Annotated in this window: 22 protein-coding genes; 14 read left to right on the top strand and 8 right to left on the bottom strand. The window is 62.1% G+C overall.

Annotated features, from left to right (window positions below):
• Window positions 1-21: 21 nt before the first annotated feature.
• From cpaB to M1D43_RS28440, 7 genes are all read left to right on the top strand, one after another.
• Entirely contained in the window at window positions 22-813 is a 792-nt protein-coding gene (gene cpaB, locus M1D43_RS28470; protein ID WP_010967822.1) for a Flp pilus assembly protein CpaB, read from the top strand.
• Between the two features lie 6 nt (window positions 814-819).
• On the top strand, window positions 820-2580 hold the full coding sequence (locus tag M1D43_RS28465; RefSeq protein WP_498814566.1) for an AAA family ATPase: 1761 nt from the start codon (window positions 820-822) through the stop codon (window positions 2578-2580).
• The gene (locus M1D43_RS28460; RefSeq protein WP_010967820.1) at window positions 2577-3002 is read left to right on the top strand and encodes a TadE/TadG family type IV pilus assembly protein; all 426 of its coding nucleotides are present in this window, start codon (window positions 2577-2579) and stop codon (window positions 3000-3002) included. The genes M1D43_RS28465 and M1D43_RS28460 overlap by 4 nt, the downstream gene beginning before the upstream one ends.
• A 344-nt stretch (window positions 3003-3346) precedes the next feature.
• Window positions 3347-3517: a Flp family type IVb pilin gene (locus M1D43_RS28455; RefSeq protein ID WP_003526943.1), complete on the top strand. Its 171-nt coding sequence runs from the start codon at window positions 3347-3349 to the stop codon at window positions 3515-3517.
• 43 nt (window positions 3518-3560) lie between these two features.
• Window positions 3561-5054 (top strand): TadA family conjugal transfer-associated ATPase, encoded by a 1494-nt coding sequence (locus M1D43_RS28450; RefSeq protein WP_010967819.1) that lies wholly within the window; start codon window positions 3561-3563, stop codon window positions 5052-5054.
• Window positions 5055-5082: 28 nt separating this feature from the next.
• Window positions 5083-6084, top strand: coding sequence for a type II secretion system F family protein (locus M1D43_RS28445; RefSeq protein WP_010967818.1), 1002 nt, complete (start codon window positions 5083-5085; stop codon window positions 6082-6084).
• Between the two features lie 9 nt (window positions 6085-6093).
• Complete coding sequence (locus M1D43_RS28440; protein WP_010967817.1) at window positions 6094-7059, top strand: type II secretion system F family protein; 966 nt, start codon at window positions 6094-6096, stop codon at window positions 7057-7059.
• 54 nt (window positions 7060-7113) lie between these two features.
• On the opposite strand, the gene M1D43_RS28435 is transcribed toward M1D43_RS28440, so the two are convergent.
• From M1D43_RS28435 to M1D43_RS28400, 8 genes are all read right to left on the bottom strand, one after another.
• Window positions 7114-8178 carry a chemotaxis protein CheB gene (locus M1D43_RS28435; protein ID WP_498814565.1) on the bottom strand — a complete coding sequence of 355 codons (1065 nt, stop codon included), beginning with the start codon at window positions 8176-8178 and terminating at the stop codon, window positions 7114-7116.
• 9 nt (window positions 8179-8187) lie between these two features.
• On the bottom strand, window positions 8188-10314 hold the full coding sequence (locus tag M1D43_RS28430) for a hybrid sensor histidine kinase/response regulator (protein WP_498814563.1): 2127 nt from the start codon (window positions 10312-10314) through the stop codon (window positions 8188-8190).
• Complete coding sequence (locus tag M1D43_RS28425) at window positions 10301-11941, bottom strand: methyl-accepting chemotaxis protein (protein ID WP_498814562.1); 1641 nt, start codon at window positions 11939-11941, stop codon at window positions 10301-10303. The genes M1D43_RS28430 and M1D43_RS28425 overlap by 14 nt, the downstream gene beginning before the upstream one ends.
• Complete coding sequence (locus M1D43_RS28420; RefSeq protein WP_015242171.1) at window positions 11919-12587, bottom strand: chemotaxis protein CheW; 669 nt, start codon at window positions 12585-12587, stop codon at window positions 11919-11921. Before M1D43_RS28420 ends, M1D43_RS28425 begins: the two co-directional genes overlap by 23 nt.
• Window positions 12584-13945 carry a CheR family methyltransferase gene (locus M1D43_RS28415; protein ID WP_498814561.1) on the bottom strand — a complete coding sequence of 454 codons (1362 nt, stop codon included), beginning with the start codon at window positions 13943-13945 and terminating at the stop codon, window positions 12584-12586. Before M1D43_RS28415 ends, M1D43_RS28420 begins: the two co-directional genes overlap by 4 nt.
• A 153-nt stretch (window positions 13946-14098) precedes the next feature.
• Window positions 14099-14782 (bottom strand): LuxR C-terminal-related transcriptional regulator, encoded by a 684-nt coding sequence (locus tag M1D43_RS28410; protein WP_010967811.1) that lies wholly within the window; start codon window positions 14780-14782, stop codon window positions 14099-14101.
• Window positions 14783-14972: 190 nt separating this feature from the next.
• Window positions 14973-18188 carry a sensor domain-containing protein gene (locus M1D43_RS28405; protein ID WP_498814559.1) on the bottom strand — a complete coding sequence of 1072 codons (3216 nt, stop codon included), beginning with the start codon at window positions 18186-18188 and terminating at the stop codon, window positions 14973-14975.
• 141 nt (window positions 18189-18329) lie between these two features.
• The gene (locus M1D43_RS28400) at window positions 18330-19001 is read right to left on the bottom strand and encodes a protein-L-isoaspartate(D-aspartate) O-methyltransferase (RefSeq protein WP_010967809.1); all 672 of its coding nucleotides are present in this window, start codon (window positions 18999-19001) and stop codon (window positions 18330-18332) included.
• Window positions 19002-19294: 293 nt separating this feature from the next.
• Here M1D43_RS28400 and M1D43_RS28395 point away from each other — a divergent pair, with 293 nt between their 5' ends.
• From M1D43_RS28395 to M1D43_RS28365, 7 genes are read left to right on the top strand one after another with little or no spacing between them, the layout of a single operon-like run.
• Window positions 19295-19795: an NADH-quinone oxidoreductase subunit J family protein gene (locus M1D43_RS28395; protein ID WP_010967808.1), complete on the top strand. Its 501-nt coding sequence runs from the start codon at window positions 19295-19297 to the stop codon at window positions 19793-19795.
• A complete protein-coding gene (gene nuoK, locus M1D43_RS28390) occupies window positions 19795-20097 on the top strand; it encodes an NADH-quinone oxidoreductase subunit NuoK (protein ID WP_003526959.1) in 303 nt (100 codons plus the stop codon). The genes M1D43_RS28395 and nuoK overlap by 1 nt, the downstream gene beginning before the upstream one ends.
• 4 nt (window positions 20098-20101) lie before the next feature.
• Window positions 20102-21565, top strand: a complete 1464-nt coding sequence (locus M1D43_RS28385; protein WP_014528720.1) for a monovalent cation/H+ antiporter subunit D family protein — start codon at window positions 20102-20104, stop codon at window positions 21563-21565.
• Window positions 21562-21816: a hypothetical protein gene (locus M1D43_RS28380; protein ID WP_127637234.1), complete on the top strand. Its 255-nt coding sequence runs from the start codon at window positions 21562-21564 to the stop codon at window positions 21814-21816. Before M1D43_RS28385 ends, M1D43_RS28380 begins: the two co-directional genes overlap by 4 nt.
• The gene (locus tag M1D43_RS28375; protein WP_153409379.1) at window positions 21809-23569 is read left to right on the top strand and encodes a Na(+)/H(+) antiporter subunit D; all 1761 of its coding nucleotides are present in this window, start codon (window positions 21809-21811) and stop codon (window positions 23567-23569) included. The genes M1D43_RS28380 and M1D43_RS28375 overlap by 8 nt, the downstream gene beginning before the upstream one ends.
• A 6-nt stretch (window positions 23570-23575) precedes the next feature.
• Window positions 23576-25051, top strand: a complete 1476-nt coding sequence (locus tag M1D43_RS28370; protein ID WP_010967804.1) for an NADH-quinone oxidoreductase subunit M — start codon at window positions 23576-23578, stop codon at window positions 25049-25051.
• Window positions 25048-26487 carry an NADH-quinone oxidoreductase subunit N gene (locus M1D43_RS28365; RefSeq protein ID WP_010967803.1) on the top strand — a complete coding sequence of 480 codons (1440 nt, stop codon included), beginning with the start codon at window positions 25048-25050 and terminating at the stop codon, window positions 26485-26487. The genes M1D43_RS28370 and M1D43_RS28365 overlap by 4 nt, the downstream gene beginning before the upstream one ends.
• The last annotated feature ends 176 nt before the right edge of the window (window positions 26488-26663 follow it).

The following is a 26663-nucleotide window of genomic DNA, read 5'->3' as shown; positions in this document are numbered from 1 at the left end:
GCGCAAGACGAGGTTTGACCCATGATCCGTATCGTCATTCTCCTGCTCGCACTGGCATCCGGTGGGGCCGCCTCCTGGCTGGCGCTCGGCACCGGCGATCAGCGCGCGGTCGAGGTTGCAGAGGTTCAAGAAACGCCCTCGCAGGAGGTGCTCGTCGCAGCTGCAGAGCTCAAGCGCGGTGCAGTGATCGAAGAGAACCAGCTGCGTTGGCAGCCGTGGGAGGGCGAAATCCCCCCTGTCTTCATCAGCCGCAGCTCCCGACCCGATGCGACGACAGCGCTCAAGGGTTCGCTCGCCCTAAGCGGCTTCGTAGCGGGAGAACCCATTCGCGACGACAAGCTTGCGCAGGGCGGCACGGGCTATCTGTCCAGCTTGCTGCCTTCGGGAAAGCGGGCGATTGCCGTTCGCGTCACGGCCGAGAGCACCGCCGGTGGCTTCATCCTGCCGAACGACCATGTCGACGTTATTCACACCGTCGCCCGGCCTGACGCCTCCGGCGACGCCGGTAAGGTCGTCAGCCGGGCGATTTTATCCAACATTCGCGTCCTCGCGGTCGATCAGACCGTTTCACAGGCATCCGATGGAGCCTCGGTGATCGGGAAGACCGCCACGCTCGAAGTAGATCCCGAACAGATCTCAGCCGTCGCGGCGGCGGAAGCCTCCGGCACGGTTTCGCTCGCACTTCGTGCGATTACCGACAATCACGAAGCCTCGGTCGTGGAAGCAGAGGGAACCCGACCCGGCGTGGTGCGCTTTTTCAACGGCGGACGCATGTCGATGGTGGAAGTTCCCTCCCGTTCCGGCGGCAGCTGATCCTTTATGGAAATTCCGAACATGAAACAGCTCGATAGCGAAACCAGGCAAGCACCGCAGCCGATGACCGCTGCACCGCTGTTGCCCATACCGAAGGTGGACATCGCCGTCTTCTGCCAGTCGGAAGAGGTGAGAGAGGCCGTCGGCACGGCGGCGATCGATCGTCGCATGGCGCGCGCCACCGTAACGGTGAAGGCCGGAGGAATGAAAGAGGCGACTGCGCTTTATGGCGGCGTAACATCGCCGAACCTCGTCGTCGTAGAGAGCGACGATGGCGAGGCCCGTCTGATGGCCACCTTGGAAACGCTCGCAATGGAGTGTGTCACGGGGACCAAGGTCATCGTCATCGGCCGCTCCAACGATGTGGGTCTCTACAAGAAGCTTCTGGACGCCGGTGTGAGCGACTATCTCGTCAAGCCGCTCGAGCCGATGGACTTCGTCGCGGCGGTGCACCGCTGCTTCCGCGACTCTACCGAGGAAAAGCTGGGGCGCATCGTCGCATTCGTCGGTGCCAAGGGAGGAACCGGCTCCTCCACGCTCGCGCACAACGTGGCATACGCCATGTCCAAGCGGGTGGATGCCGATGTTCTTCTGGCGGATCTTGATCTTCAGTCCGGTACGCTCGGACTGAACTTCGACATCGAGGCGAAACACGGCATGGTGGATGTGCTCCAGAGCCCCGATCGTCTCGACGACGTGCTGCTGCGACGCCTGGCGGTCAGCTACACGGACCGCCTGCACCTGCTTCCGGCGACCACGGATCTCGACAAGTTCATTAATCTTCGGGAGGGCGATGTCGATCATCTCCTCGACGTCGCTCGTTCGAGCTCGTGGCATGTCGTCGTCGATCTGCCGCACATTCTGACGCAGTGGACGAGGAAGATCCTGCTAGAGGCGGACGAAATCGTCGTGACGGCGACGCCCGACCTGGCCGGCATGCGCAATGCCAAGAACCTGATCGATTTCCTGAAGAAGGCGCGGCCGAACGATCCGCCGCCGCGCCTTGTGCTCAACAAGGTTGGCACCCCGAAACTTCAGGAGATCAAGCCGAAGGATTTCGTGGCGGCTGTCGGCCTGGAAGAGGGCGTCTCTCTGGCGTTCGAGCCGTCCTTGTTCGGCGCGGCGGCCAATAATGGCCGGCTGGTCATCGAGTCGGCACCGGATTCGAAGGCGGGAAAAGCCATAGTTTCGCTCGCCTGGCGGGTTGGCGGGACGCGGGAGAGACGGACGCGGCAGAAAGGGGTCAAAGCTTTGCTGCAGAAGGTCTTCAAACGCGGCAAGCCGAAGGCTCCGTCCACGTTGCGCAAGAAGGCCGGGGAATTGAAGACGTCCGAGGCCGGTGCTTCGGCGGTCGAATTCGCGCTAGTCGCGCCGGTCCTCGCTCTCGGTCTCGTGGCTACGGCCGATCTCGGTCTTGCGATCCATGAGCGCATGACGATCGACCATGTCCTGCGCGCCGGCGCGCAGGCCGCTCTGGCCGATCCCGGCGCGGCGCAGGTCCAAAAGGTGCTCGTTTCCACCTTGGCCGAGAGCCCGCGTCTGGCGAGTGCCGTGCTGCCGGCAGTGAAGCGCTACTGCGCCTGCCCGGAAAATGCCGATGTCGCACCTGAAGCCGCGCCGCAATGCGGAACGGTGACCTGCGCGAACGCGAAACCGCAATTCGTGTATTATCGGCTCGCGGCTGCAAAGTCCTATCGGCCCATGTCCCTGCCGGCGGTACTTCCCGTGTTCGAGCTCGGGTCCTCCATGCAGGTGCAAGTCCAATGAGGGCTCCGCCCGCCATCCTCCGCCGTCTGTTTCGGAGTCAGTCAGGCGCTACGGCGGTGGAATTCGCGCTCGTCTGCCTGCCTTTGCTGCTGCTCGTCTTCGGCATCATCGAGTTCGGCCGCGCCTTTTACGTGCGCAATGAACTCTCGCACGCCGTCGACGTTGCCGCTCGGCGGGTGCTGATCGGGCAGATCGCGCGTGATGCGACCGACAGCGAAGCACTGACCAAGCTGGCTGGCGCGGTGCGCGAGAGCTTTCACAGCGGCGATCCGACGCTGCTCACTATCGCTGTCACCAAGGAAACCGTGGACGGCATAGCCTTCCGCGTGCTCTCGATCCGCTATCCCTTCACCTTCGTCGTCCCCGGTCTCGCCCAAAGCCCCGTCAGCCTCAATCTGTCGCGGCGCATCCCGATCGGGTGATTGAGCTTCCAGCCAAGGCCGGCGAATTTCAACTGGCGTGTTTGCAACGATCTCTGGGCGGCGGTGACGGTTATCTGGAGCGGGGCGCAGTGTCTCGGACGATCCATGCGTCGCGGCGCATCGCAACTTCAAGGTACCGCAAATTGCGGTTCTTGCGATCGGACTAGACCAACCGGACGAGCCACTTGCACCGCCGGATCGGCCATCAGGCTGAATGGATCAGGAGGGTTAACAAAGTCTATATAAGGGCCACACAGCAAGCGGGACACGAGGCAGAACCCGGCCCGGCCCTGTGACGCCGAACCTGGTTTCGGCACTTTCTCCAACCCATGAAGGACCGAACCATGAAAAATCTTCTCGCCCGTTTTGCTCGCAATGAGTCCGGCGCAACCGCCATCGAATACGGCCTGATCGCTGGTCTGATCTCTGTCGTGCTCATCACCGTTATGGGGACCATAGGCACGGGGTTGACCACCAGATTCACCGCTATCGGCACGGCGCTCACAGGCGGCTGACGCTCTCGACAACGCGCGCCGGTTGCCAAGCGAAGCGGAAGGCATGCCTTCCGCTTTCGCATTCAACGAACTCAAACTTCTCAATCTCGGGAACAGAGCGACAACGATGTTCGGCAAGAAATCCATTTCGGAAGAACGGACAGCCGAAGCAGCGGTCCAGCCCGTCGTCGAAAACGAACTGCAGGCCGCGCACGCCCCTGTCCAAGTTCGGAAACCACCCCAGGTTCCGGCAACTGCGAAACCCGAGAACGCCGAACAATATTACAGCTTGAAGAAGGAAATCTTCAGCGCCCTCATCGCGACGATCGACGTTGCAGCACTCTCCAATATGGATGGCGAGCAGGCGCGCAACGAAATCGGCGCGATTATAAACGACATCGTCGCGGCCAAGAAGGCCGGCATTTCGATGGCCGAGCAGAACGACCTTCTCAGCGACATTTGCAACGACATCTTGGGTTACGGCCCGCTCGAGCCCCTGCTCGCACGCGACGACATCGCCGACATCATGGTCAATGGCGCAAACCAGGTCTTCATCGAAGTCAACGGCAGGGTGCAGGAGACGGGAATCCGCTTTCGCGACAACGAGCAGCTACTCAATATCTGCCAGCGCATCGTCAGCCAGGTTGGCCGGCGCGTCGACGAATCGAGCCCTATCTGCGACGCGCGTCTGGGCGACGGTTCCCGTGTCAACGTGATTGCGCCTCCGCTGGCAATCGACGGCCCCACGCTGACGATCCGCAAGTTCAAGAAGGAAAAGCTGACCCTCGACCAGTTGGTCCGGTTCGGCTCGATCTCGCCGGAGGGCGCCGAGGTTCTCAAGATCATCGGACGTGTGCGCTGCAACGTCCTCATTTCCGGCGGTACCGGCTCCGGCAAGACAACGCTTCTGAACTGCCTGACCGGCTATATCGACCACGGCGAACGCGTCATCACCTGCGAGGATGCGGCAGAGCTTCAACTGCAGCAACCGCATGTGGTGCGCCTCGAAACGCGGCCGCCGAACATCGAGGGGCAGGGCGAGATCACCATGCGCAACCTCGTGAAGAACTGCCTGCGCATGAGGCCCGAGCGGATCATCGTCGGCGAGGTGCGCGGGCCCGAGGCCTTCGACCTGCTGCAGGCGATGAACACAGGCCACGACGGCTCGATGGGAACGCTCCACGCCAACTCCCCGCGCGAAGCGATGGCACGCATCGAGGCGATGATCACCATGGGCGGGAGCTCGCTGCCGGCCAAGACGATCCGGGAGATGCTCGTCTCGTCAGTCGACGTGATCGTGCAGGCAGCGCGACTTCGCGATGGTTCGCGCCGGATCACCCACATCACCGAAGTGCTCGGCATGGAAGGCGAGGTGGTCACGACGCAGGATCTCTTCGTCTACGACATTCTCGGCGAAGACGAGAAGGGAAACATCATCGGAAGACACCGGTCGACCGGGATAGGTCGCCCGGCATTCTGGGATCGCGCACGCTATTACGGCGAAGAGGCCCGGCTTGCCGCCGCCCTCGACGCGGCGGAATTGAAGGCCGCCGCCTGACGACACGCTGACACAGGGGCCAAAACAGATGGCGACTTCTTTGCTGTTTCCCGTCTTCGTCTTCCTCCTGGCGTCCACCAGCATCGGCGGCATGATGGTGGCGGCGTTCTATCCGCGTGTCTCCAAGGCAAGCGCCTATCGCCAGAGGTTCGAGCGCATTTCGGCGCGGGCGGAAGACAAGCGAAGCGAGCCAGCGGAGACGGATGGCCGCGACCGGCGTCGGTCGGTGGAAAAGACGCTGCGCGAGATTGAGGAGAAGCGCCAGGCGAATGCGCGCAAAGGCAAGGTGACGCTTTCGGCCAGGCTCCGTCAATCCGGCCTTCATTGGTCCCGCAAGGCCTATTTTCTCGTCTGTGCCGGCGCTACGCTGGCCACCTGGGTCGTGATGCTGCTACTGCTGGGCCTCGGCCCGCTGGTGTCGGTCGGTTTCGCCATCGCGGGCGGGCTGCTCCTGCCGCACCTCTATGTGAACATGAAGCGCAATGCGCGCTTTACCCGGTTCGCTGCCGAGTTCCCGAACGCCGTCGACGTCATCGTCAGAGGGCTCAAGGCAGGCCTGCCGATGCCGGATTGCCTCAGGGTGATTGCCATGGAGGCACAGGAGCCGGTCAAGGGCGAGTTCCTCGCGATCGTTCAGGATCAGACGCTGGGAATCCCTGTGGACGAGGCCGTGAAGCGCATGAGCGAACGCATGCCACTGGCCGAAGCCAACTTCTTTGCCATCGTCGTCGCCATTCAGAGCCGCACCGGCGGCAGCCTTTCGGAAGCGCTCGGGAACCTTTCCAAGGTGCTGCGCGAGCGCAAGAAGATGAAGGGCAAGATCAAGGCGATGAGTTCGGAGGCGAAGTCCTCGGCCGGCATCATCGGTGCCTTGCCGTTTCTCGTCGCCGGCGCCGTTTATTTCATGAGCCCGGACTACATGGCGCTCCTGTTCACGACGATGATCGGTAAGGTCGTCGTCGTTGGCTGCGGCCTTTGGATGGGCATCGGCATCCTCGTCATGCGCAAGATGATCAACTTTGACTTCTGAGAACTTGAGATGAACCTTGGCGTCCATATCCCCGATCCGGAACAGTTGGCGGCTATAATGGCCGGCTTCTCCGCCTTTTCAGCGGTCGTGGTCGTTTCCTGGCCTTACGTCTTCCGGGACACGCTGTCAGACCGTATGCGAAGGGTGGAGGGCGAACGCGAGCGTATCCGCCAGCGCGAACGCGCCCGGCTGGAAGAGAAGAGCAGGGTATCCTTGCGTGTGGAACCCAAGCGCCTCTTTCAGGCGATCGTCGACCGCTTCCGTCTTGCCAAGCAGGCGGAGGACGGCGAGATCGTGCGCAAGTTGAGCATGGCGGGTTATAGGGGCCATGCCGCCGTGACCGCCTTCCTTGCTTTCCGGCTGATTGCGCCGGTTGCCATCTTCGCGGCCTGCTTGCTTTATATCCTGCTGGTGGTTCGCCCGGAGGCACCGCTGCTTCTGGTGGTGGCGATGGCTGCCGCCATGGGCGCGCTCGGATATTTCTCTCCGGCGATCTTCGTCAGGAACAGGATCACCAAGCGGCAGCAGTCTATCCGGCGTTCCTGGCCGGAGGCGCTGGACCTTCTGTTGATTACCGTCGAAGCCGGCATGGGGATCGAAAGCGCCTTCCGAAAGGTTGGGGAGGAGATCGGCACGCAATCGCCGGAAACTGCGGAGGAGATCCTGCTGACGACTGCGGAGCTTTCCTACCTGCAGGACCGGCGGCAAGCCTTCGAGAATCTAGGGCAGAGAACCGGCGTGGAGGGCGTGCGCGCCGTCGTGACCAGCCTCATCCAGGCGGAGAAATACGGCACGCCGCTCGGTCAGGCGCTGCGCGTGATGGCACAGGAGAACCGGGACATGCGCATGAGCGAGGCCGAGAAAAGAGCGGCTGCCCTTCCGCCCAAGCTCACCGTGCCGATGATCCTGTTCTTCCTGCCGGTCCTCTTCGCGGTGATCATCACACCGGCGGTCATTCAGATCATGAGCACCTAGAGGGGGGCGGTCTGGCGCCTGCGCGTCAAATCCGACGCGTGGGCGCCACAGCTTTCATGTCCTCGTTTCCCCTTCCGGTTCGCTCCGCCCCCGGGCGATGGCAGTGATGTTCTCGGCTATGCTTTCCAGCGGCAGCACCAGGTCCACGAGACCGGCACCGATCGCCGACTTCGGCATGCCGAAGACGACCGAGCTCTTCTCATCCTGCGCGATTGCCTTGCCGCCCGCCATGCGCAGTGCCCGAAGCCCCTCGGTTCCGTCATCGCCCATTCCGGTCAGGACGACCGCGAGGGACTCTCCCTTGAAGGCACGCGCGATCGAGCCGAAGAGGTAGGATCCGGACGGTTTGAAGCCGTTGACGGGAGCATCGTCCGAGACGCGTAGGCGTGACCTGCCCGAGACGCCGAGCTGACAGTTGTCCGGCGCTAGGTAGACCGTGCCGGGTTTGAGAAGCTCTCCATTCCTGGCGACCTTCACCGTGAGCGGCACGGTCGCGTTGAGAGAGGCGGCAACGCCGTCGATGAAGCCGTTCGACATGTGCTGGACGATGAGGATCGGCACCTGGAGATCGGCTGAGATGTCTTTCAGTATCGCACGGATCGCCGCCGGCCCACCGGTCGAGGCCGCGATTCCCACGATTCCGATCGGCGTCCTTGCCGTTGGCGGTTGGTCTTTAGCCGCGCGATCTCCGCGGACCTTCTGGCGCCATTGCCGGACGACCTTTACCTGCGACATGGCTTTGATCGTTGAGAGGAACTTTTCGATGGCCGGTTGTTCGAGCGGCATGCCGTGCGCGGCCGGCGCCGGGATGACCGCGAGAGCGCCCGCTTCGAGTGCCCGCGCCGATATGGTCCCGAGCTGCGAGCCGTCCCGATGGGAGAGCATTACGACCGGTGTCGGTGCCGCGATCATTATCTCCCTGACCGTTTCTGCGCTGTCATCCCCGGAGGGGCAGAGCTCCACGGCGACAATGTCCGGCAAGAGTTCGCCGGTCATTCTAACGGCTTCTCTCCCGCTTCTTGCGATCAGTACGAGCTCCGCTGAGGCGTCCCCCTCGATAGCCCTCTTTACGAGATCCTCGAGCTCGACTGTCGATGTCGCGAGAAGAATGCGTACCATCCTCGTCCCTCAAACGACCTGCCGCATTGTTTCCAGGAAGTCGTGCGCATCGAACTGATCCTTCCTCAGATAGGCGTTTGCGCCTGCGCGCAGTCCTTTCACCTTGTCCTCCAGGGATTCCCGCCCGGTGACGAGTACGACGGGCGTGCCGGTAAAGCGGTCCGACTGGCGAATGGCCCGGGTGAGCTCGAAGCCGTTCATCGACGGCATGTCGACGTCGGCTACGACGACGTCGGCTCCATGGTCGCGAAGCTGCTTTAACGCTTCCGTGCCGTCGGTCGCCATCGTCACATCGTATCCTGCGCCTTCCAGTATGAGCTTCACCAATGTTCGCACATATTTCGAATCGTCGACGACAAGGACCTTCCGACGAGCGGCCGCAACGCTCCGGCGCGCGCCGACCTCGTTGCGAGGCCGCACCTCGGCGGCAGCTTCCGCGAGAGCTGCGACGTTCAGAAGGAGGGCGATGCGCCCGTCCGGGAGGACCATGCCACCGCTGTAACGCCGGACATTTGCCAGGCGCGGACCGAGCGATCGTGCGAGCAATTCCTGTTCCCCGGTGATTTCGTCGACGAGCACTGCCGTGGACCCGCTCGGCGAGTCGACGACCACTGCCGGCGTCGTTTCGCTCGCAGGACTGCGATTCGGCTGGAGGCGGAGCCAAAGTGAAACATCGACGAAGGGCATCGGACCTGCGGGGGTACGGACGAAATTCCTGCCCTCTATCAGCGTGAAGTCCCCCCGGTCGATCCGGATGACGCGCTGGACGGACGTGGTGTCGATCGTGAACACATGTCCTCCTGCAAGAACTTCCAGAACGCGAACCGTTGCAAGGGTCAAAGGCAGGGTGAGGGTGAAGGCAGCACCGCCGGTAGGTACCTGCGATACGTCGACCGCGCCACGTAGCTTTTCCACATTCCTTTTCACGATATCGAGACCTATACCTCGCCCTGAGAGGCTGGTGACGGTCGCCGAGGTGGAGACGCCCGGCTCGAAGACACGCCGCAGGATATCCGCTTCGGCCTGCTTGCCATGTGTGCTTTCGCCTGTCGCCGCACTCAGCAAAGCCAAGTTCAGGCCGCGGCCGTCGTCTTCGACGCGAACCTCCATGCGGTTTCCGCGCATCGCGGCCGAAACCAGAATCCTGCCCTTTTCCGGCCGTCCTGCCGTCCGACGCTCCTCCGGCGTCTGGATTCCATGCGCAACCGCGTTGCGGACGAGGTGGCGAAGCGAATCCTGCAGCGCTGAAACAATGGAGCGATCGACCTCTAACTCTCCGCCGCTGATCTCCAGCTCTGCGCGTTTGCCCGATGCCGCCGCCACGTCCCGGACGATGCGGCCCAGACCCTTGCAGGCTTCTGCAAAGGGCTGCGTGCGCGCAAGTCTGATCTCCTCGTCGAGTGCGGTCACGGCACTTTGCATCAGGCGAACGTCCTGGCGGAGGAATGCTGCGAGCTGACGCAGGCCGCCTTCGACGCTCGCCACCTGTCCGGTGGGATCAGAACCCGGTGCGCGCATTTTCCTTGCTTCCTCGCGCAGCGAAGAGGCCTGTTCGGCATGACGCCGCATGACGGCATTGAAGGTCAGCATCTCACCGCTCCTGTAAAGGAGTGCATCCAGGCGCGCGGCTGAGACGCGCATGGACCCGTCGGTGTCGGTGGCGCGAATGGCGATCCCCGGCTCCGCCATGGGCGGATGGTGGTGCGCTTCTTTTAAGCCGTCATCGGAACCCGCGGTCGCGACGGCCTTCAGCTTTTCGACCACGTCCTGGCCATGCGCGGGAGAGGGGATTTCGCCGCTCTCAAGCAGATTGGCCGCGTCCCTGATTGCGTCCGCAGCCGACAGTAGCAGGTCAAGCCTCGATCGTTCGAGAACAAGCCCTACATTCGCAGCCATCGAGAGAATTTCCTCCATCCAGTGACAAATCGTTTCGACGCCGCGCACCTGAAGCAGGCCGGCGGCACCCTTGAGGCTATGCGCCACTCTTAGAAGCTGTTCCTGCAGATGCCGTTTCCGATCTGCATCGCCGGACGCCTCAATTGCCAGCACGGCGTTCTCCATCTCCGACGCGCGTTCCCGCACTTCTTGAGTGAACATGGTCAATAAGCCGGGGTCGAGTTCTTCAGGTGTTATCATGTTCGTTGCCGTGGTCGGTGAGCATTTCCTTCAGCCTCGAGCCGAGTTCATTCAGATCTTTTGCGGCCTCCTCTGCCTGGCGTATCGCCGAGAGGTTCTGGCTGCTGGTCTGTTCGATGTAATGCATCGCTTCGTGAATCTGCTTCATTCCGGCGCGTTGCTGACCCGCCGAGGCGGCGATTTGAGCCACCGATCGCGCGGAATCGGCGACGATTGCCTCGAGTTGCCGAATGGTTTCGCCCGCTTCGCTGACCGTCTCGAGCGCACGGCTGACGCTCTTGGATCCATCCTCGGCGCCGATCACCGCGGAGTTTGTCGATTTTTGAATTTCCATGAGGATGCGGCGGACCCTGGTGGTCGCAGATTTCGACTGGTCGGCAAGCGTCCGGATCTCGCTGGCGACAACATTGAAGCCCCTGCCGTGTTCGCCGGCACGCGATGCCTCGATCGCAGCATTCAATGCCAGGAGGTTCGTCTGGTCCGCGATCTCGGCAACGACCGAGACGATTTCGCCGATTTCGAGGCTGTTTTCCGCAAGCGACAGAATATCCGCAGCGATCGTCTCCGTCCGGGCACTAACGGCATTCATCACCTGCACCGTGTCGTCGAGCGCTCTGCGGCCCTCATTGCTGATCTTGACGGCGTTGTCGTAGGAGGCGGCAACGTGCTGCGCGCGCTGTGCTGCCTGTTCCGACGTCTGCAATACCTCGTCGACGCTCGTGACCGTCTGGGCAACGGCCGAGGACTGCTCGCGCATGCCTTCGACCTGCTGCGTGGTGCCGGCGAGAATTTCGGCAGCTGACGATGAGAGGTGTTGCGCCGTTTCAGAAATCGTGGCGAGCAACTTCTCGAGCCGCTCCCTGCTGCCCCGCTCGTTGTCGATCATACCGGCAAGCCTTGCGGTCATCGCGTTGAAGGAGTCGCCGAGAACCGCGAGCTCGTCGCTGCCCTCCACGGATGCCTTCTGCGCCAGGTCGCCGGCGCTGACCTTTTCCGCCAGGACCGCGAGCGCGCGCGTGCGGCGGGCCAGACGGCGCACGACCCGCAGCACGTGAAGGAGCAGCAGCACGGCGAGTGCCGAAAAACCAAACTGCAGCAATTGGGAGCGCTGGAGCCGGGTCACTCCGGCCTGTTCGATGCGGCTGATCAATCCGTCCAGACGCGCCGCAAACGCTCTGATCTCCGGATCCAGCTCGTCCAGTGCGCCGCGACTGAGCGGAGCGCTGGCCATAACGCTTTCCAGACCGGGCTTGACTTCATCCAGCCATTGTTGGCGGGCTTGCTCAAGCTGCGTGAGAGCAGCAGGATCGTTCGCCGCCGCCAGACCGATCCCTTCTTCGCTATTCGCCAGACTCGCAAGAAGCCGCTCATTGCGAGCCATCAATCGGCGCAGCTCATCGGTAGCAGCGGCCCGAGCCGGACCCTCCGCTCGTTCCAGGTGACTGGCCGTGTAGATCATCTGGTAGGCGAGCCGTTCCTTGCCAAGCGAGGACGTTGCCGCGAGATCGGCCCGCACGCGTTCCAGAGCAATGAAGCTGGACCCGACAAGCAGCGCCGATGCTGCCACGAATAGGAGCATTGCCAACCCCAATGCGCCATAGAGGCTATTCGCTGGTCGGGGACTCATGGAACTCGGTCCTTTCCGTCTCGTCGCTGGCGGTGATCTGCTCATCCTCAAGAAAGAAGCGGCGGTCATCCAAAAGGCGGCGGCCGTCGAGAATGACCGCCCCGATTTTCGTCGTCGCCCAATGCCATGGTTTGCCTGGAGCGGGCTCCGCTGCTCGGATTTCCTCCAGCGGGAGCGTCGATATTTCTGGGGCGGCTTCGGAAAGTATCAGGAATTCGGGCCGTTCCTGCCCGCACACGATCGCCCAGTCGTCGGCGATACGGGCCTCTTGCGGGAGATCGAGCGGTCCGCGCAGATCGAACACGGGAAGCAGTTGACCGCGCAGGTCGTAAACGCCACAGGCATGCGGGGGCATTCCGGGGAGCGGGCTGACGCGTGCCCTCGAAACGATTTCGCAAACGTAGCGGATCTCCAAGGCAAACTGGCGATCCGCCAGGACGAAGATCACAAGACCGACGGCCTGTTCTTCGCTTTGCCCCGCGGATACGTCAACGGCCACACCGGGTGATCGTTGCTCGTATTGCGCTTCCGAATCCTGTTGTGCCGCTTCCAGAAGCGCCTCCGTCTGTTCTATCGCGGCTGCCATACGGCTTCTGACGGCGGTCCAGTCGAGCGGACGGGCGGCGGGACGGGAAGGTGTCTTCATCCGGGTTCGCTCCCGAGATGTTGGCGTATCGTGGCGATCTCTCGCCGTGCACGCTGTGCCAGATGGCCGGCCGTCGCCTCGGGCATCAACTCAACGTGTTCGCGGGGCGAGCGAGATAGGCAGGACGAGAGCGCATTTTCGAGGGCGCGCAGGGCCGCCCGCGGATCGCTGTCCTTGAGGCAGACACCGAGTAAGAACTGTGCAGCCGCCAGTTTGCCGTCGAGATATGCCACCCGCCGGAGTGCTGCCTTCGCCGCATCGGTCTCGCCGCTGGCCATCCGGGAGACACCTTCAAGGAAGTGCAGTTCCGCTGATAGCGGATGCCTCTCGATCGCTCGGGCGGCAAGGCGCGCGGCCTCACGGGGCTCACCCAGGTCGAAACGCGATCGGATTTGCCGGGCGATGGCCTTGGCCGTATCGTCGCCCGTCGTTTTTCGCGAGGCCGCGGCGCGAGCCCGGGCGAGCGGAACGCCCGCGACCGGGTTGCCGGTTTCGCGTCGAACGGGAGCGACGCACGCGGTCGAGCTTTTACGTGTGTCCGGAGCCATGATGCGGCGGTAGACAATGCCCGCGGGCGTGATCGACGTCTCGAAGGGGGCGTATTTCCACAGGGGCGGGTCGGTCGGGGCCGTCAGCAGCCAGCCGCCATCGGAAAGGCAAGCCAGAAGCTGACGGGCGATGCGGCGCACTGCGCTCGCTTCGAGATAGACGAGCACGTTGCGGCAAAGGATCAAATCGAACTCAGACAATCGCTTTTCCGGTGCCGGAAGCGCGTCGGTGCCGAGGTTCAGATGAGCGAAGTCGACCTGCCGGCGCAATTGCTCGTTCAGTCGAAAACGCCCCTCGCACGAAGTGAAATATCGCTGTCTCAGCCTCGGGCCCGTATTCCTCAAGGCCCACTCGCCGTAGTCGCCAGCCTTGGCCGCGGCGAGCGCCCTCCTCGAAATATCGGCTGCATCGATCCGGACGCCGTCCAAGAGGCCTTCCTCTTCGCATAGAATGGCAAGCGAATACGGTTCCTCGCCCGTCGCGCAGCCGATGCTCCAGATTCGCAGAGGAGACCCCTCGGGCCGACGTCGCAGCAGTTCCGGGAGAATTGTTTGCCGTATCAGCTCGAATTGCTCGGGCCCGCGGAAGAAATGCGTTTCGGCAACTGTAACCGCGGAGATTACGTCCTCGGTCAAATCCTCGTCCGATCCCAGCCGGTCGAGAAGCAAGCGACCCTCGCCAATGCCGCGCCGCACCATGACCCGGTCTATCGCCGAAGCGACGGTTTCTTTCCGGGATGCCGGGAAGCTCAGGCCGATCCTGCCTGCAACCTGTTCAGCGAGCTCCAGCGACGGGCCGCGCCTGGTCACTGGACACCTCGTTGCCCGTTCGGGATGAAGCTCTCTGTCGAAACCGGCTGGCGCATTTTCGTTCCACATACATTGACTGCTGTCGTCACTACGTCCTGGCGTGCATTTGCGCTATTCGTCCGGATGACCTAGAGGGCGGCCTATCCAAGCGGACTATTGTCGGTTTTCGGTCATCGGCAAAAGACGTGCTCCGGCTGCGGCCGCCTCCTGGCGGTTCCTGACCCGTAGGCTTCGGAATAGTGCTGCCATGTGGATCTTCACGGTGCCTTCGCCGAGTTTCAGCTTGCGTGCGATTTCCTTGTTCGAGAAGCCCTGTACAAGGAGCTGCAAGACTTCGCGCTGCCTCGGCGTGAGGAATTCGATCGTACGGTGGCGTTCGTTCTGGACGCCCCCGCCAGGCGCGGGCGTCTCTGCCTCGGAAGGGGAGGCGCGGCCTGCGATGGAGGGCGGGACATAGACGGATCCGTTGAGAATGGCGCGAACCGCCTCGGCGAGATCGGTCGCGCCGAGCCCCTTGGGGACATAGCCGTTTATGCCTGCCGTCAGGGCGGAGAGGATATCCGATCGACGCGACGATGCCGAAACGACCGCGACTTTCAAATCCGGGTGGACGTCGCGCACGGCAGCAAGGCTGGCAACGCTTTGCATGCCCGGCATCGCCAGGTCGAATAGTGCCAGCGAGACGTCTTCGCGTTCGGAAAGCCTCTCGATTGCCTCGTCGAGTGACCCAGTCTCGATAATCTCGGTAAAGCGCAATTTGCTCTTCAAAATGAAGCCAAGCGCAATCCTGAAGAATTCATCGTCATCGGCAATAAGTGCGACGCCTGAGGCATTCATTACGCTATCCCCGCTCGCTGGCTCACGCCAAGGGCTTCCGAACCCGTCTAGTCGACTTGCAACTAACGATCGTCTCCGCGAATGAGTTCCCGCCATTTCCATCAATGACTGGTAGTAATTGGATTGTGCCACACACGCCGCGAGACGTGTAGGGCTAATTCCTGCCCTGTTGGCAACTGCACCAATCGAGTTAGAGGGAACCGGCCGCGATCAACTTGGAAATTTCCGCGGCGGGCAGGGGGCGAGAAAAGAGGTAGCCCTGCACCTCATTGAAGCCCTCCGAATCCACCACCGCCAGCTGATCCTCCGTTTCGACGCCCTCGACCGATGTCGTCATGCCAAGGCTTTGCCCAAGGCCCGCGACGGCCTTGACGATCGCGAGGGACTCCTTGCCGTGCGGCAGGTCCCGGACGAAGGCCTGGTCAACCTTGATCTTGTCGAACGGAAAGCTGCGCAAGTACCCAAGTGAGGAATAACCCGTTCCGAAATCGTCCATCGCGATCTTGACGCCGAGCCTTCGCAAGTCCTGTAGCAGCTCGAGATTATGCTCGCTCTCGTCCAGGAGAACCGTCTCCGTGATCTCCAGTTGCAGACGAGCGGGATCAAGCCGGGTGGCTGAAAGGGCCTTGGCGACGGCCCTCACCAGGTTGCGATGCTTGAACTGGACAGGAGAGAGGTTTACGGCAACACTCACACGTTCCGGCCAGCGAGCGGCCTGGCGGCATGCCTCGCCCAGGATCCACTCGCCAATCGGAACGATCAAGCCGGTTTCTTCGGCAATTGGAATGAATTCGGACGGTGCGATCATCCCACGCTCAGGGTGCCGCCATCGCAACAACGCCTCGCAGCAGCTCACGCAACGCGACTCCAAGCTCACCAGCGGCTGATAGTGCAGCTCGAACTCTCCCTTCGCCAGCGCGTCCCGCATTGTGATCTTCATCTGCTGGTGTGCTTGCAGCTGCGCATGCATCGCCACGTCGAAAAGCTTGTAGGTGCCGCGGCCGCTAGATTTCGCACTGTAGAGTGCGATATCAGCCGCCTTGATCAGCTCATCTGCAGAGGTTCCGTCTTCTGGCGCAAAGGCAATTCCGATGCTGGTCCCGACGTTTGCGGCGGCGCCCTCGATGCTGAAGGGCTCGGAAAGGGTATCGATCAGTCGCTGTGCGAGGCGGAAAGCTTCGTCACGTGACTCCGTCAGAGGTTGTATTATGGCGAATTCGTCACCCCCAAGTCGCGCGACGGTTTCCGTGGTCCTGACTGCCTGGATCAGTCTTGTGGAAACCTGGCGCAGTAAAGCGTCGCCGGCCGGATGGCCGAGCGTGTCGTTGACGGCCTTGAAGCCGTCAAGGTCCAGGCACAGCACTGCCATACGCGCATGGTTGCTCTCGTTCAGCGCTTCCTCGAAGCATTCGCGGAAGAACATCCGGTTCGCGAGGCCCGTGAGCATGTCGTGTCTGGCCATATGCGCCATCTGCTTTTGGGCGAGCAGCGTGTCCTCTTCAGCCCGACGCCGCTCGGTTATGTCTCGGCAGAAAATGGAAATGCCGTCTCGCGTTGGGGAGGCGTTCGCTTCGACCCAGCGGCCGAGCGACGACAAATGGTCCTCAAAAAAGGAGCGGACCCGTCGGTCCATCACTTCGCGGCAATGCTTGGCGAAGCTCCCCTCCTCCTCTTCGGGGAAGAGTTTCCAGAACACTCTTCCGAGGGCCTCGTCTCCGACCTGCAGGAGCTTCCGGGCATTCTCGTTGAGATAGCGCACGCGCCAGTCTGCGCCGAGCAGCATGACGCTATCCATGGTGCTCTCGAGAACCGAGGAAAGTTGGTCGGCAGCGGCTTCGGCGTGCCTTTGCGCACGGCTTATTTCGTCGCTTGCTCGCTTCGCAACGGTAATGTCGCGCCAGATCGACAGGATTCGGAACGGCTTTCCGTGATGGTCTGTGATCGGGGCCGAGATCACGTCCATGCATCTTTCTTCACCGCCAGCATCCCGAACGGAAATCTCGAAACGCGCTGTCTTGCCGCGTCTGACGCTTTCCCAGGCCGCCTCGACCTTGTCGGCGTCGGAAGCTCGCCCGATGGAGTCCCATGTCTGCCCCGTCACCGGCGCGCCTTCGTTCAGTCCGAAGATACGCCGCCCGGCCTCGTTCATGAGCAGGGGCCGTCCCTCCATGTCGAGCACGCGCACACAGTCGGGGCTGCTGTCAAAGATGCTTCTGATAAACGCCTGAGCTTCCTGTTGAGCGATCTCCGCGGCTCGGCGTTCCGTGATGTCGAGAACGGATCCAACATAACCGAGGAAGGTTCCGTCGGCGGAGAAGCGCGGTTGCCCGACGTCGATGACCCATGCCCAGCTTCTGTCGGCTCGTCGCAACCGGTACTCGCTGCGCACCGGTTCCTTGCCCGCAGTCGCCCTAAAGAATGTCTCCTGGACTGCCTGGCGGTCATCGGGATGGATGACGTCGACCCAACCGAAACCGAGCGCCTCAGCCTCTGTTTGCCCAGTCGTTTCCAACCACAAGCGATTAAAGAAGCTTGTGTCGCCTGTGGGGTCCGCTACCCAGATCATGACGGGGGCGTCGTCAGCGATGGCTCGAAAGCGGGCCTCGCTTTCGCGCAAGTCGTCGGCAGCGCGCCGCCTTTCGTCGATATCCTCCAAAACGCCGTACCAGCGCACGATTTCTCCATCCGCGTCACGCTTTGCGGCTGCGCGAGCGCGGAACCATCGATAATCGCCGGTCTTGGTCAAGAGCCTGTATTCGCAGTCGAACGGTGCACCGCTTGCCAGGGACCGGCGCCATTCCTCTTGCAATGCCCCCGCGTCCTGCGGATGAACCGCTTTGGCCCATCCGCTGCCGAGTGTCTCTTTTTCGCCCAGTCCGGTCAGTTCGCTCCATCGCGGGCCAACCTCCAGGACCTCTCCCGCCGTGTCTGCGGTCCAGGGAACTTGCGGGTGAAGGTCGACCAGAGAGCGATAATGCTCTTCGCTCGCTCGGAGGGTCTCTTCGGTCCTGCGCAGGTTGGTGATATCCACGATCGTTACGACCACGAACTTCTCTTGTGTCGAACCGGCGGGAATGCTCACGCACCGTTTTTTCGTCAGGAGCGTGCGCTGTGTCCCATCGGGCGTCGTGATTTGCTCTTCGAGCTCGTGGCCTTCGCTTGTCGAAAGTACGATCCTGTCGAGCGAGACGATCCTGTCTGCCTGCTCCCCCGGTAATATGTCGTGGTCGGTCCGTCCAATGAGCTGGTTCCGGTCTTTCCCCAGAAGGTTGCATGCCGCGTCGTTGATGAAGACGAACCGTGACGCATCGTCCTTGATAATCACCGGTTCGGCGATGCCATCCATAAGCCGCTGGAAGAGATCATGGGATCTATGGGAGGGCGGTTCGGGCGTCGGTGCGTTCATGACACGACACTTAGACCGGTGAGGCGCTGTAGCGCATTGAAGAAATCCCCACTAGGTTGTGCAAACTCGGTCAACTGATCGCGACTGCAAATTGTTCCCGGAGAATAGATACAGCCGCTCCTGCGGCAGGGTACGCGCGCCTTAGACCGCCTCGAGCTTGCTGAACCGAACCGGGATGAGTTGCCGCGCCAGGAATTGCCCTTCCGAATCCTTGTCGATGACAGTCAGCACCTGTTCTTCCGAACCCACAGGAAGAACAAGGCGGCCCATTGGCTTGAGCTGCTCGAGCAAAGCCGGAGGCGGCTCCTCAGCCGCCGCCGTGACCAGGATCTTGTCGAATGGAGCGTGCTCAGGCCAGCCGCGTGAACCGTCGCCGATACGAATGCCGACATTAGACATGCCGAGGCCGTGCAGGAGAGCCTCGGCATGGCTTGCGAATTCCTCAATGATCTCGACGCTCCAAATCTTCCCGGCGAGTTGAGCGAGGATTGCGGTTTGATAGCCCAGGCCGGTGCCGATCTCAAGCACGGCCTCATGCGGTTTGGGAGCAAGGAGATCGGTCATGAGTGCGACCATGAAGGGCTGCGACACGGTTTTATCGAAGCCGATCGGAAGCGGCATGTCCTGGTAGGCAAAGGGCGCAGCTTGGGCGGGCACGAACAGATGCCGCGGTACCCGCAGCATCGCTGCCATTACCCGTTCATCGAGCGCCGCCTTGCCGAGTTCTTCACTTGCAAGGTCGGCATAGATTGCGACCACCTCGACCATGTGCCTGCGCAGAACGGCGAGGTGCTCTTCGTTCATTGGCTTCATGAGGGCGCGCTCTCCTCAGCCAGTTGGCCGGCAATGGCCTCTCGAACATTAAAGGGTGACGAGCCTGCAATAGCAAGGCCAAATGGCGCGAACAATTCGCTAGCGATCCGGCGCCGCGCCGGCAAGGTCTTAGGGTGTGAGCCGACGGCCGCAGAACGGATAGAGCATCGGAATTTGTCAGAGCGACAATAATCTTGTGAAAAATCCGATACTAGGGCACAATTTGTGAGTGCGGCGCTATCTCGACTCCGGCCGTCTTGCGCCGAGAGTTCGTGGGCGAAAGGTCGGCGTCGATGCATCAGGGGTTCTTTCTTCTGTTCGCTACGGTGTCCGTGGTCACAGCCCTGACGCTGGTCCTGGCGCGCAATCCGGTTCACAGCGCATTGGCGCTGATGGCGTGCTTCCTGCAGATTTCCGCAATCTTCGTTATGCTCGGCGCGCCGCTGCTCGCGGTCATCCAGATCTTCGTCTATGTCGGCGCGATCATGGTCCTGTTCCTGTTCGTGATCATGATGGTCGACGTGCGCGAAGCGGTGCTGCAGCGTTTCATGCCCGGCGGCAACTTGCCGGCGCTCGCGCTTCTCGTCCTGCTCGGCGCCGAGATGGTCGTGCTGGTGCTCTGGAGTGATCGCTTTATCGAATCGCCGCCCGTCGCCGAACGCGGCGGCGATGCGATCAGAGATCTCAGCAAGACGCTCTTCTCGGACTATCTCCTGCCGTTCGAAGTCGCCTCCGTCATCCTGCTGGCGGCTCTCGTCGGCGCCATCGTGCTGGCGCGGAAGGAGCCTGGCTGATGGTCCCGCTCTGGTGGTCGATCCTGCTCGGAGTGGCCCTGTTTGTGATAGGAGCGGGGGGCGTCCTTCTGAGGCGCAATATCCTGATCGTGCTGATGTCGCTGGAGCTTCTGCTCAATTCGGTCAACATCAATTTCATCGCCTTCGGGCAGTACTACGACGACTTCCGCGGACAGATCTTTGCGATCTTCGTCATCGCGATCACCGCGGCGGAGGTTGCCGTAGCCCTCGGCATATTGGTCGCGCTGGTGAGGAACAAGTCCACCCTCAAGGTAGACGACGTCACCATCATGAAAGGATAGCGGCTTGGACCCGGTGATATCGACCCGGCCGCTGCTCGCCGTCGCCGTCGCCGGACTGGCGGCCCTCGCCATTCTCTTTCTCAACAAGCGCGAAAAACTCCGCGACGCGGTATCGCCGATCGCCGCGGTCGCCATGTTTGCGATCGTCGTCTCCATGGCGCCGACGGTGCTGGCCGGCGGCACCGTCGAACTGCGGTTGTTCGAGGTCCTGCCAGGGATCGACGTCGCTTTGCGGGCCGATGCGCTCGGCATGGTATTCGCCACTGTCTCTTCGCTTCTGTGGATCGTGGCCGCGGTCTACTCCATCGGTTATATGCGGCACTTGCACGAGCACGCGCAGACCCGGTTTTTCGCCTGCTTCGCCACCAGCCTCGCGGCCGCAGTGGGCGGCGCCTTCGCCGCAAATCTGTTCACGCTGGTTATCTTCTACGAGGTGCTGAGCCTCGTCACCTATCCGCTCGTCTACCACCACGAGGACGAAGAAGGATGGCGGGGCAGCCGCAAGTATCTCGTCTATCTGATGGGCGCTTCGAAAAGCGTGCTTCTCGCTGCTTTGGCGCTGACCTATCACATCGCCGGGTCGCTCGACTTCGTGAGGGGCGGGTTGCTGACCGGCGCCAATGCCTCGGCGACGCTGCTCACTGTCGTCTATTTCTGCTATCTGTTCGGCTTCGCCAAGGCGGCGGTGATGCCGATGCATGCCTGGCTGCCCGCCGCAATGGTGGCGCCGACGCCTGTCAGCGCGCTCTTGCATGCCGTGGCGGTCGTCAAAATGGGCGTCTTCTGCGTGCTGCGGGTGATCTTTCATGTTTTTGGCGTCAGCACGGTCGGGGAACTGGGCCTTGGGGTCGCCACGGCCTATTTGGTCTCGTTCACCATCCTGATGGCATCGGTCTACGCGCTGACGCGCGACGACCTGAAGGCGAGGCTTGCCTATTCGACCGTCAGCCAGCTCTCCTACATCGTGTTGGGCGCGGTACTCCTATCGCCGCTGGCCATGGTCGGCGGGATCATCCACATCGCCGCGCATGCATTCTCCAAGATCACGCTCTTTTTCTGCGCGGGGTCGATCTATTGCGCGTCCGGAAAACGCAACATCAGCGACATGGCGGGCATCGGCCGGAGGCTTCCCTGGACGATGGGGGCATTCTTCGTCGCGTCGCTGAGCATGATCGGCATCCCGCCGACGGCAGGTTTCGTCAGCAAGTGGTATCTGGCGGAGGGCTCGGTAGAGGCCGGACAGATGGCTTTCCTGGCCGTGCTGCTCGCAAGTTCGGTCCTCAATGCCGCCTATTTTCTGCCGGTCAGCTACACCGCCTTTTTCGAGGCGGAGACCAAGGAGAGCCGGGCGCCGGTCCGCGAAATCCCGCTTGTTGCGATCCCGCTGGTCGCGACCGCGATCCTATCAGTGCTGATGGGCATCTTCCCCTACTATTTCCTCACCCTCGCGGACGGAGTGATCCGATGATCAAGCCTGTCGTCGATTTCTTTGGTGACGCGCAATATGCGAGGTTGCGCCGGCGGCTGTTCTATGTGGTGCTCGTCCTGATCGTCGCCGCCGACTTCCTGGTTCCCCGCGACCACGCCGAATACCTGTGGGAGCGCCTGCCGGGCTGGCCGGCGGCGTACGGCTTCGGCTCCTGCGTGCTGCTCATCTTCGTTTCCAAGTTTCTCGGCCATCGCGCCGGGCTGATGCGGCGCGAGGACTACTATGATTGATTTCGTCCACCCGGCTCTCATCTTCATTCTAGGCGCTCTGCCGATCCCGTTCTTAACGGGACCGGTGCGTAAAGCCTATCTCGTGCTGATCCCGGTACTGGCGATCGTCGCCGTCACGGCGATAGAGCCCGGCAGTTATGGCGAGACGCAGTTCCTCGGCCAGAACATTCTGATTGCGAAGGCCGACAAGCTCAGCATCGTCTTCGCGACCGTCTTCACCATCATGGCGCTGATCGGCACGGTCTATGCATTGCACCTTTCCGGCGCCGGCCAGCATGTGGCTGCCTTCGTCTATGTCGGCAGCGCGCTCGGGGTGGTGTTCGCAGGCGACTATCTGACCCTCTACCTGTTTTGGGAGGGCATGGCATTCGCCTCGGCTTATCTGGTCTTCGCTCAAGGAGGCCGACAGGCGATCCGCGCCGCTTTTCGGTATCTTATGGTCCACGTCACCGGCGGCGTCGTCCTGCTCGGGGGAATTCTGCTCCATGGGGCAGCCGCAGGCTCGCTGCTCTTCGGTCCGGTCGAGGGCCCTTTGGGCGCGGGTGCCTACCTCATTCTTGCCGGTTTCCTGCTCAACGCGGCGGTGCCGCCGCTCAATGCCTGGCTGACCGATGCCTACCCGGAGGCGACCGTCACCGGGGCGGTGTTCATGAGCGCCTTCACGACCAAGACCGCCGTCTACGTGCTGGCGCGGGCGTTTCCGGGTATCGAACTGCTGGTCTGGCTCGGCACGGTGATGGCGCTCTATGGCGTCATTTATGCGGTGCTGGAAAACGACTGCCGCCGCCTTCTTGCCTATCATATCGTCAGCCAGGTGGGCTACATGGTCGCGGGCATCGGCATCGGCACCGAGCTGGCGGTGAACGGAGCCACCAGTCACGCCTTCGCGCACATCCTTTACAAGGGGCTCCTGTTCATGGGCGCCGGGGCGGTGATCTACGTCACAGGCCGGCGCAAGCTCACGGAGCTTGGCGGGCTCTACAAGGCAATGCCGCTGACGGTGGCGCTCTATATGATCGGCGCCTTTGCGATCTCGGCATTTCCGTTCTTCTCGGGTTTCGTCAGCAAATCGATGGTGGTGGCCGCTGCAGGGCAGGATCACCGCGCGCTGGTGATGCTGGCGCTGACGATGGCGTCATCCGGGACGTTCCTGCACACCGGGCTCAAACTCCCCTATTACATGTTCTTCGGTACCGACCGGGGGCTGCAGGCACGGGAGCCGCCCGGCAACATGCTGGCCGCGATGGGCATGGCGGCGGCGCTTTGCATTGCCATCGGCGTATTCCCCGGACCGCTCTACGCGCTTCTGCCCTATCCTGTCGTTTTCGAGCCCTATACCGGCGTCCACGTGACCGAGAGCCTCGGGATCCTGATGTTCACGGCTCTGGGCTTTGTGATCTTCCTCCGGGCGCTCGATCCCGAAAACACGATCAGTCTCGACACCGACTGGTTCTATCGCAAGGGCGCCCGCGCCTTCATGTGGTTCGCAGAAAGACCGTTGGCGCGCTATGAGAAGGCGGTCAGCGACGTGTCGGAGACCACGGTTCTGCCCTTCCTGCACGGCTCGGCGCGCACGGGGATGCGGCTCGATCTCAATGGCGTGGATGGAGTCGTCAATGGCGTCGCCCGATCGATCCTCGAAGGCGGCGGCGTATTGCGGCGCTTGCAGACCGGCGTCATCACCCATTACGTGCTGGCGATGATCGCCGGTCTGATCGCGGCCATCCTCGTCTTCGCGGTCGTCTGGAGGTAGGGCGCGATGTCGATCCCGCTGCTGAGCCTCATCGTCTTCGTGCCCGTCGCCGGGGCGGCCGTTCTGATGTTCATGCGCAGCGACGATGCGGTGCGGTGGACTGCGCTCGGTTTCGGGATTGTCGATCTCGCTCTCTGCGTGGTGATGCTGGCCGGCTTCGACACGACGACCCACGAAATGCAGTTCACCGAGAGCCGTCCCTGGGTGCCCGCGCTCGGGATCACCTATGCGCTCGGCGTCGACGGCATCAGCGCGCTCTTCCTGTTCCTGACGGCGCTGTTGAGCTTGATCTCCGTGCTCGCTTCCTGGGTGGCGATCGACCGCAAGGTGAAGGAGTTCATGGTCAGCCTGCTGGTCATGCAGGCGCTGATGCTCGGTGTCTTCTGCGCGCTCGACCTGTTCCTGTTCTACGTCTTCTGGGAGGCGATGCTGATTCCGATGTATCTGATCATCGGCGTCTGGGGCGGCGAAGGCCGGGTCTATGCTGCGTTCAAGTTCTTCCTCTACACGCTGGCCGGCAGCATCCTCTTCCTGATCGGCGTCATCGTGCTCTATTTCCAGGGGGGCGAGACCTTCGACATACTCGCCCTGACGGGGCAGGATCTGCCCTTCGGCGTCCAGTCCTGGCTGTTCTTCGCCTTCCTGGTGGCCTTCGCTGTCAAGGTGCCGATGGTGCCGGTGCACACCTGGCTGCCGGACGCCCATGTGCAGGCGCCGACTGCGGGCAGCATCATTCTCGCGGGCGTGCTCCTGAAGATGGGTGCTTACGGATTCCTGCGCTTCTCGCTGCCGATGCTGCCGGAAGCATCGCTCTATTATTCGACGCTCATGCTCGCGCTTTCGGCCCTTGCGATCGTTTATGGCGGCCTGCTGGCTCTGGCCCAGGACGACCTGAAAAAGCTGGTGGCCTATTCCAGCATCAGCCATATGGGATTCGTGACGCTCGGGATTTTCGCGCTGAATCTGCGCGGGCTCGAGGGCAGCATCCTGCAGATGTTCAATCACGGGATAACGACGGGCGCATTGTTCCTGTTCGTGGGCCTGATCTACGAGCGCACGCATACCCGCAGCATCGCGAATTACGGCGGGCTGATGAAGGCGGCGCCCGTCTATACCGCCTTTCTTGCGCTCTTCACCCTGTCTTCGATGGCGCTGCCGGGGACGAACGCTTTCGTCGGCGAACTGCTGGTGCTGTCAGGCGGGTTTGCGGCAAACCTCGCCGCGGGCGCCGCGGCCGTGGTGGGCGCGTTGCTGAGTGCCGCCTACCTGCTCGGCATGTACGGGAAAGTGGCGCTTGGTCCGCCGAGTGTGAGTGCGAGGTATGAGATACATGACGTGAACGGGCGCGAGATGGCTGCCATCCTGCCGCTCGCCATCTTCGTGCTCTGGGTTGGGCTCTATCCGCGCCCGTTCCTCGAGATCATCGATGCGTCGGTTCGAAATCTGCTGGTGCAGGTACACGGTGAAGGGAGTGGTCGATGACTGCTGCCGCGCTTCTCCAATGGGCCTTGGCGAGCGTCCCCGAGATCATCGTGGTCACCGGTGCCTGCGTCCTGCTGATTGTCGGAGAGCTTGTGCGCAAGGGACGCGACGATCTGCTCCTGTGGGCTTCAGTAGCGATCGTGCTCCTCGCCGCGGTAGCCACGCTCATGCTGGCAGGCGAGATGCGGCCAGCCTATGCGGGCATGTTCATTTCCGACCGCTTCGCCGTCTTCTTCAAGTTGGTGTTTTATCTGGCGACCATCCTGACCTTCTTCCTGTCGCGGAAATACGCCGAGATAGAGGGGATCGGCAGGAGCGAATATTATGTCCTGCTGCTCTTTGCCCTTGTGGGAATGATGATCATGGCCTCGGCGATCGACCTCCTGTCGATCTATGTGGGTCTCGAGTTGATGGTGCTCTGCACCTATGTGCTGACAGGCTTCCTGCGCAAAGAGCGGCGGTCGAACGAGGCGGCGTTGAAATATGTGATCCTCGGCGCGGTCTCGACGGCGATTTTCCTTTATGGAGTCTCGCTCATCTACGGGCTCACCGGAACGACCCAGCTGGACCGGATGGCTGAGGCGGTGAGCGGCGGTCCGCTCGATCCCGCCCTGCTGCTGGCGGTCGTTTTCATCGTTGCGGGGCTCGTCTTCAAGATCGGCGCCGTGCCGTTCCATATGTGGGTGCCGGATGTCTATGAAGGCGCGCCGACGACGATCACCGCCTTCATGTCGGTCGCGCCCAAGGCGGCCGGATTCGCGGTGATTCTCCGGGTGTTCCTCAATCCGCTTGTCGAAGCCTCGAACGCCTGGATCATCGTCGCGGCCATTGCGGTGGCAACGATGGCGCTCGGCAGTTTCGTCGCGCTTGTGCAGGATAATTTCAAGCGCCTGCTCGCCTATTCCAGCATCGCCCATGCGGGTTTCGCTATTTTCGGCGTGGTGGCCGGCGGCCAGGACGGGATCGCCAGCGTAATGCTCTATCTGCTCATCTACACTTTCATGAATCTCGGCATTTTCGGCGCGGTGATCATGATGCGGAACGGCGACTTTTCCGGCGAAGTCATCGAAGACTACGCGGGTTTCGCCAAGTTCCATCCCGGACTCGCGCTTCTGATGCTCCTTTATCTCTTCTCGCTCGCCGGCATTCCGCCGACGGCCGGGTTCTTCGCCAAGTTCTACGTGCTGGTCGCGCTGGTCGAGCGCGGTTTCGTCGCGCTGGCGGTGATCGCAGTCCTGCTCAGCGTCGTCTCCGCCTATTTCTATATCCGCATCGTGATGGTGATCTACATGCGTGAGCCGGAAAGGGCGTTCGAACCTGCGTTGACGCCGCTCGTCAGCGCCACGCTCGCCTTCACCGCCGCCGGCACCATCGGCATCGGCCTGTTTCCGGCGTGGTTCCTGAGGCTTGCTCAACAGTCGGCTTTCGGCGGGTAAGGCGGGTTTTCGCTGCTGTATCGGCGTTTGCTACAGGCGGGCCGATTCGGATCATGCATTACTAATCAATTGGATTTGCATTGATCCGCCCGACGGCATAGACTCGCCTTGGAGGAAAAGGATTGCCCAGGCCGCCTATCGAGGCGCCGGCATCCCCGGTTCCGAAGGGGCCGATC

The organism is Ensifer sp. R1-3, from assembly GCF_056739175.1.
The sequence above is the reverse complement of the archived record's forward strand: the minus strand, read 5'-3'. Positions and strand labels throughout refer to the sequence as shown.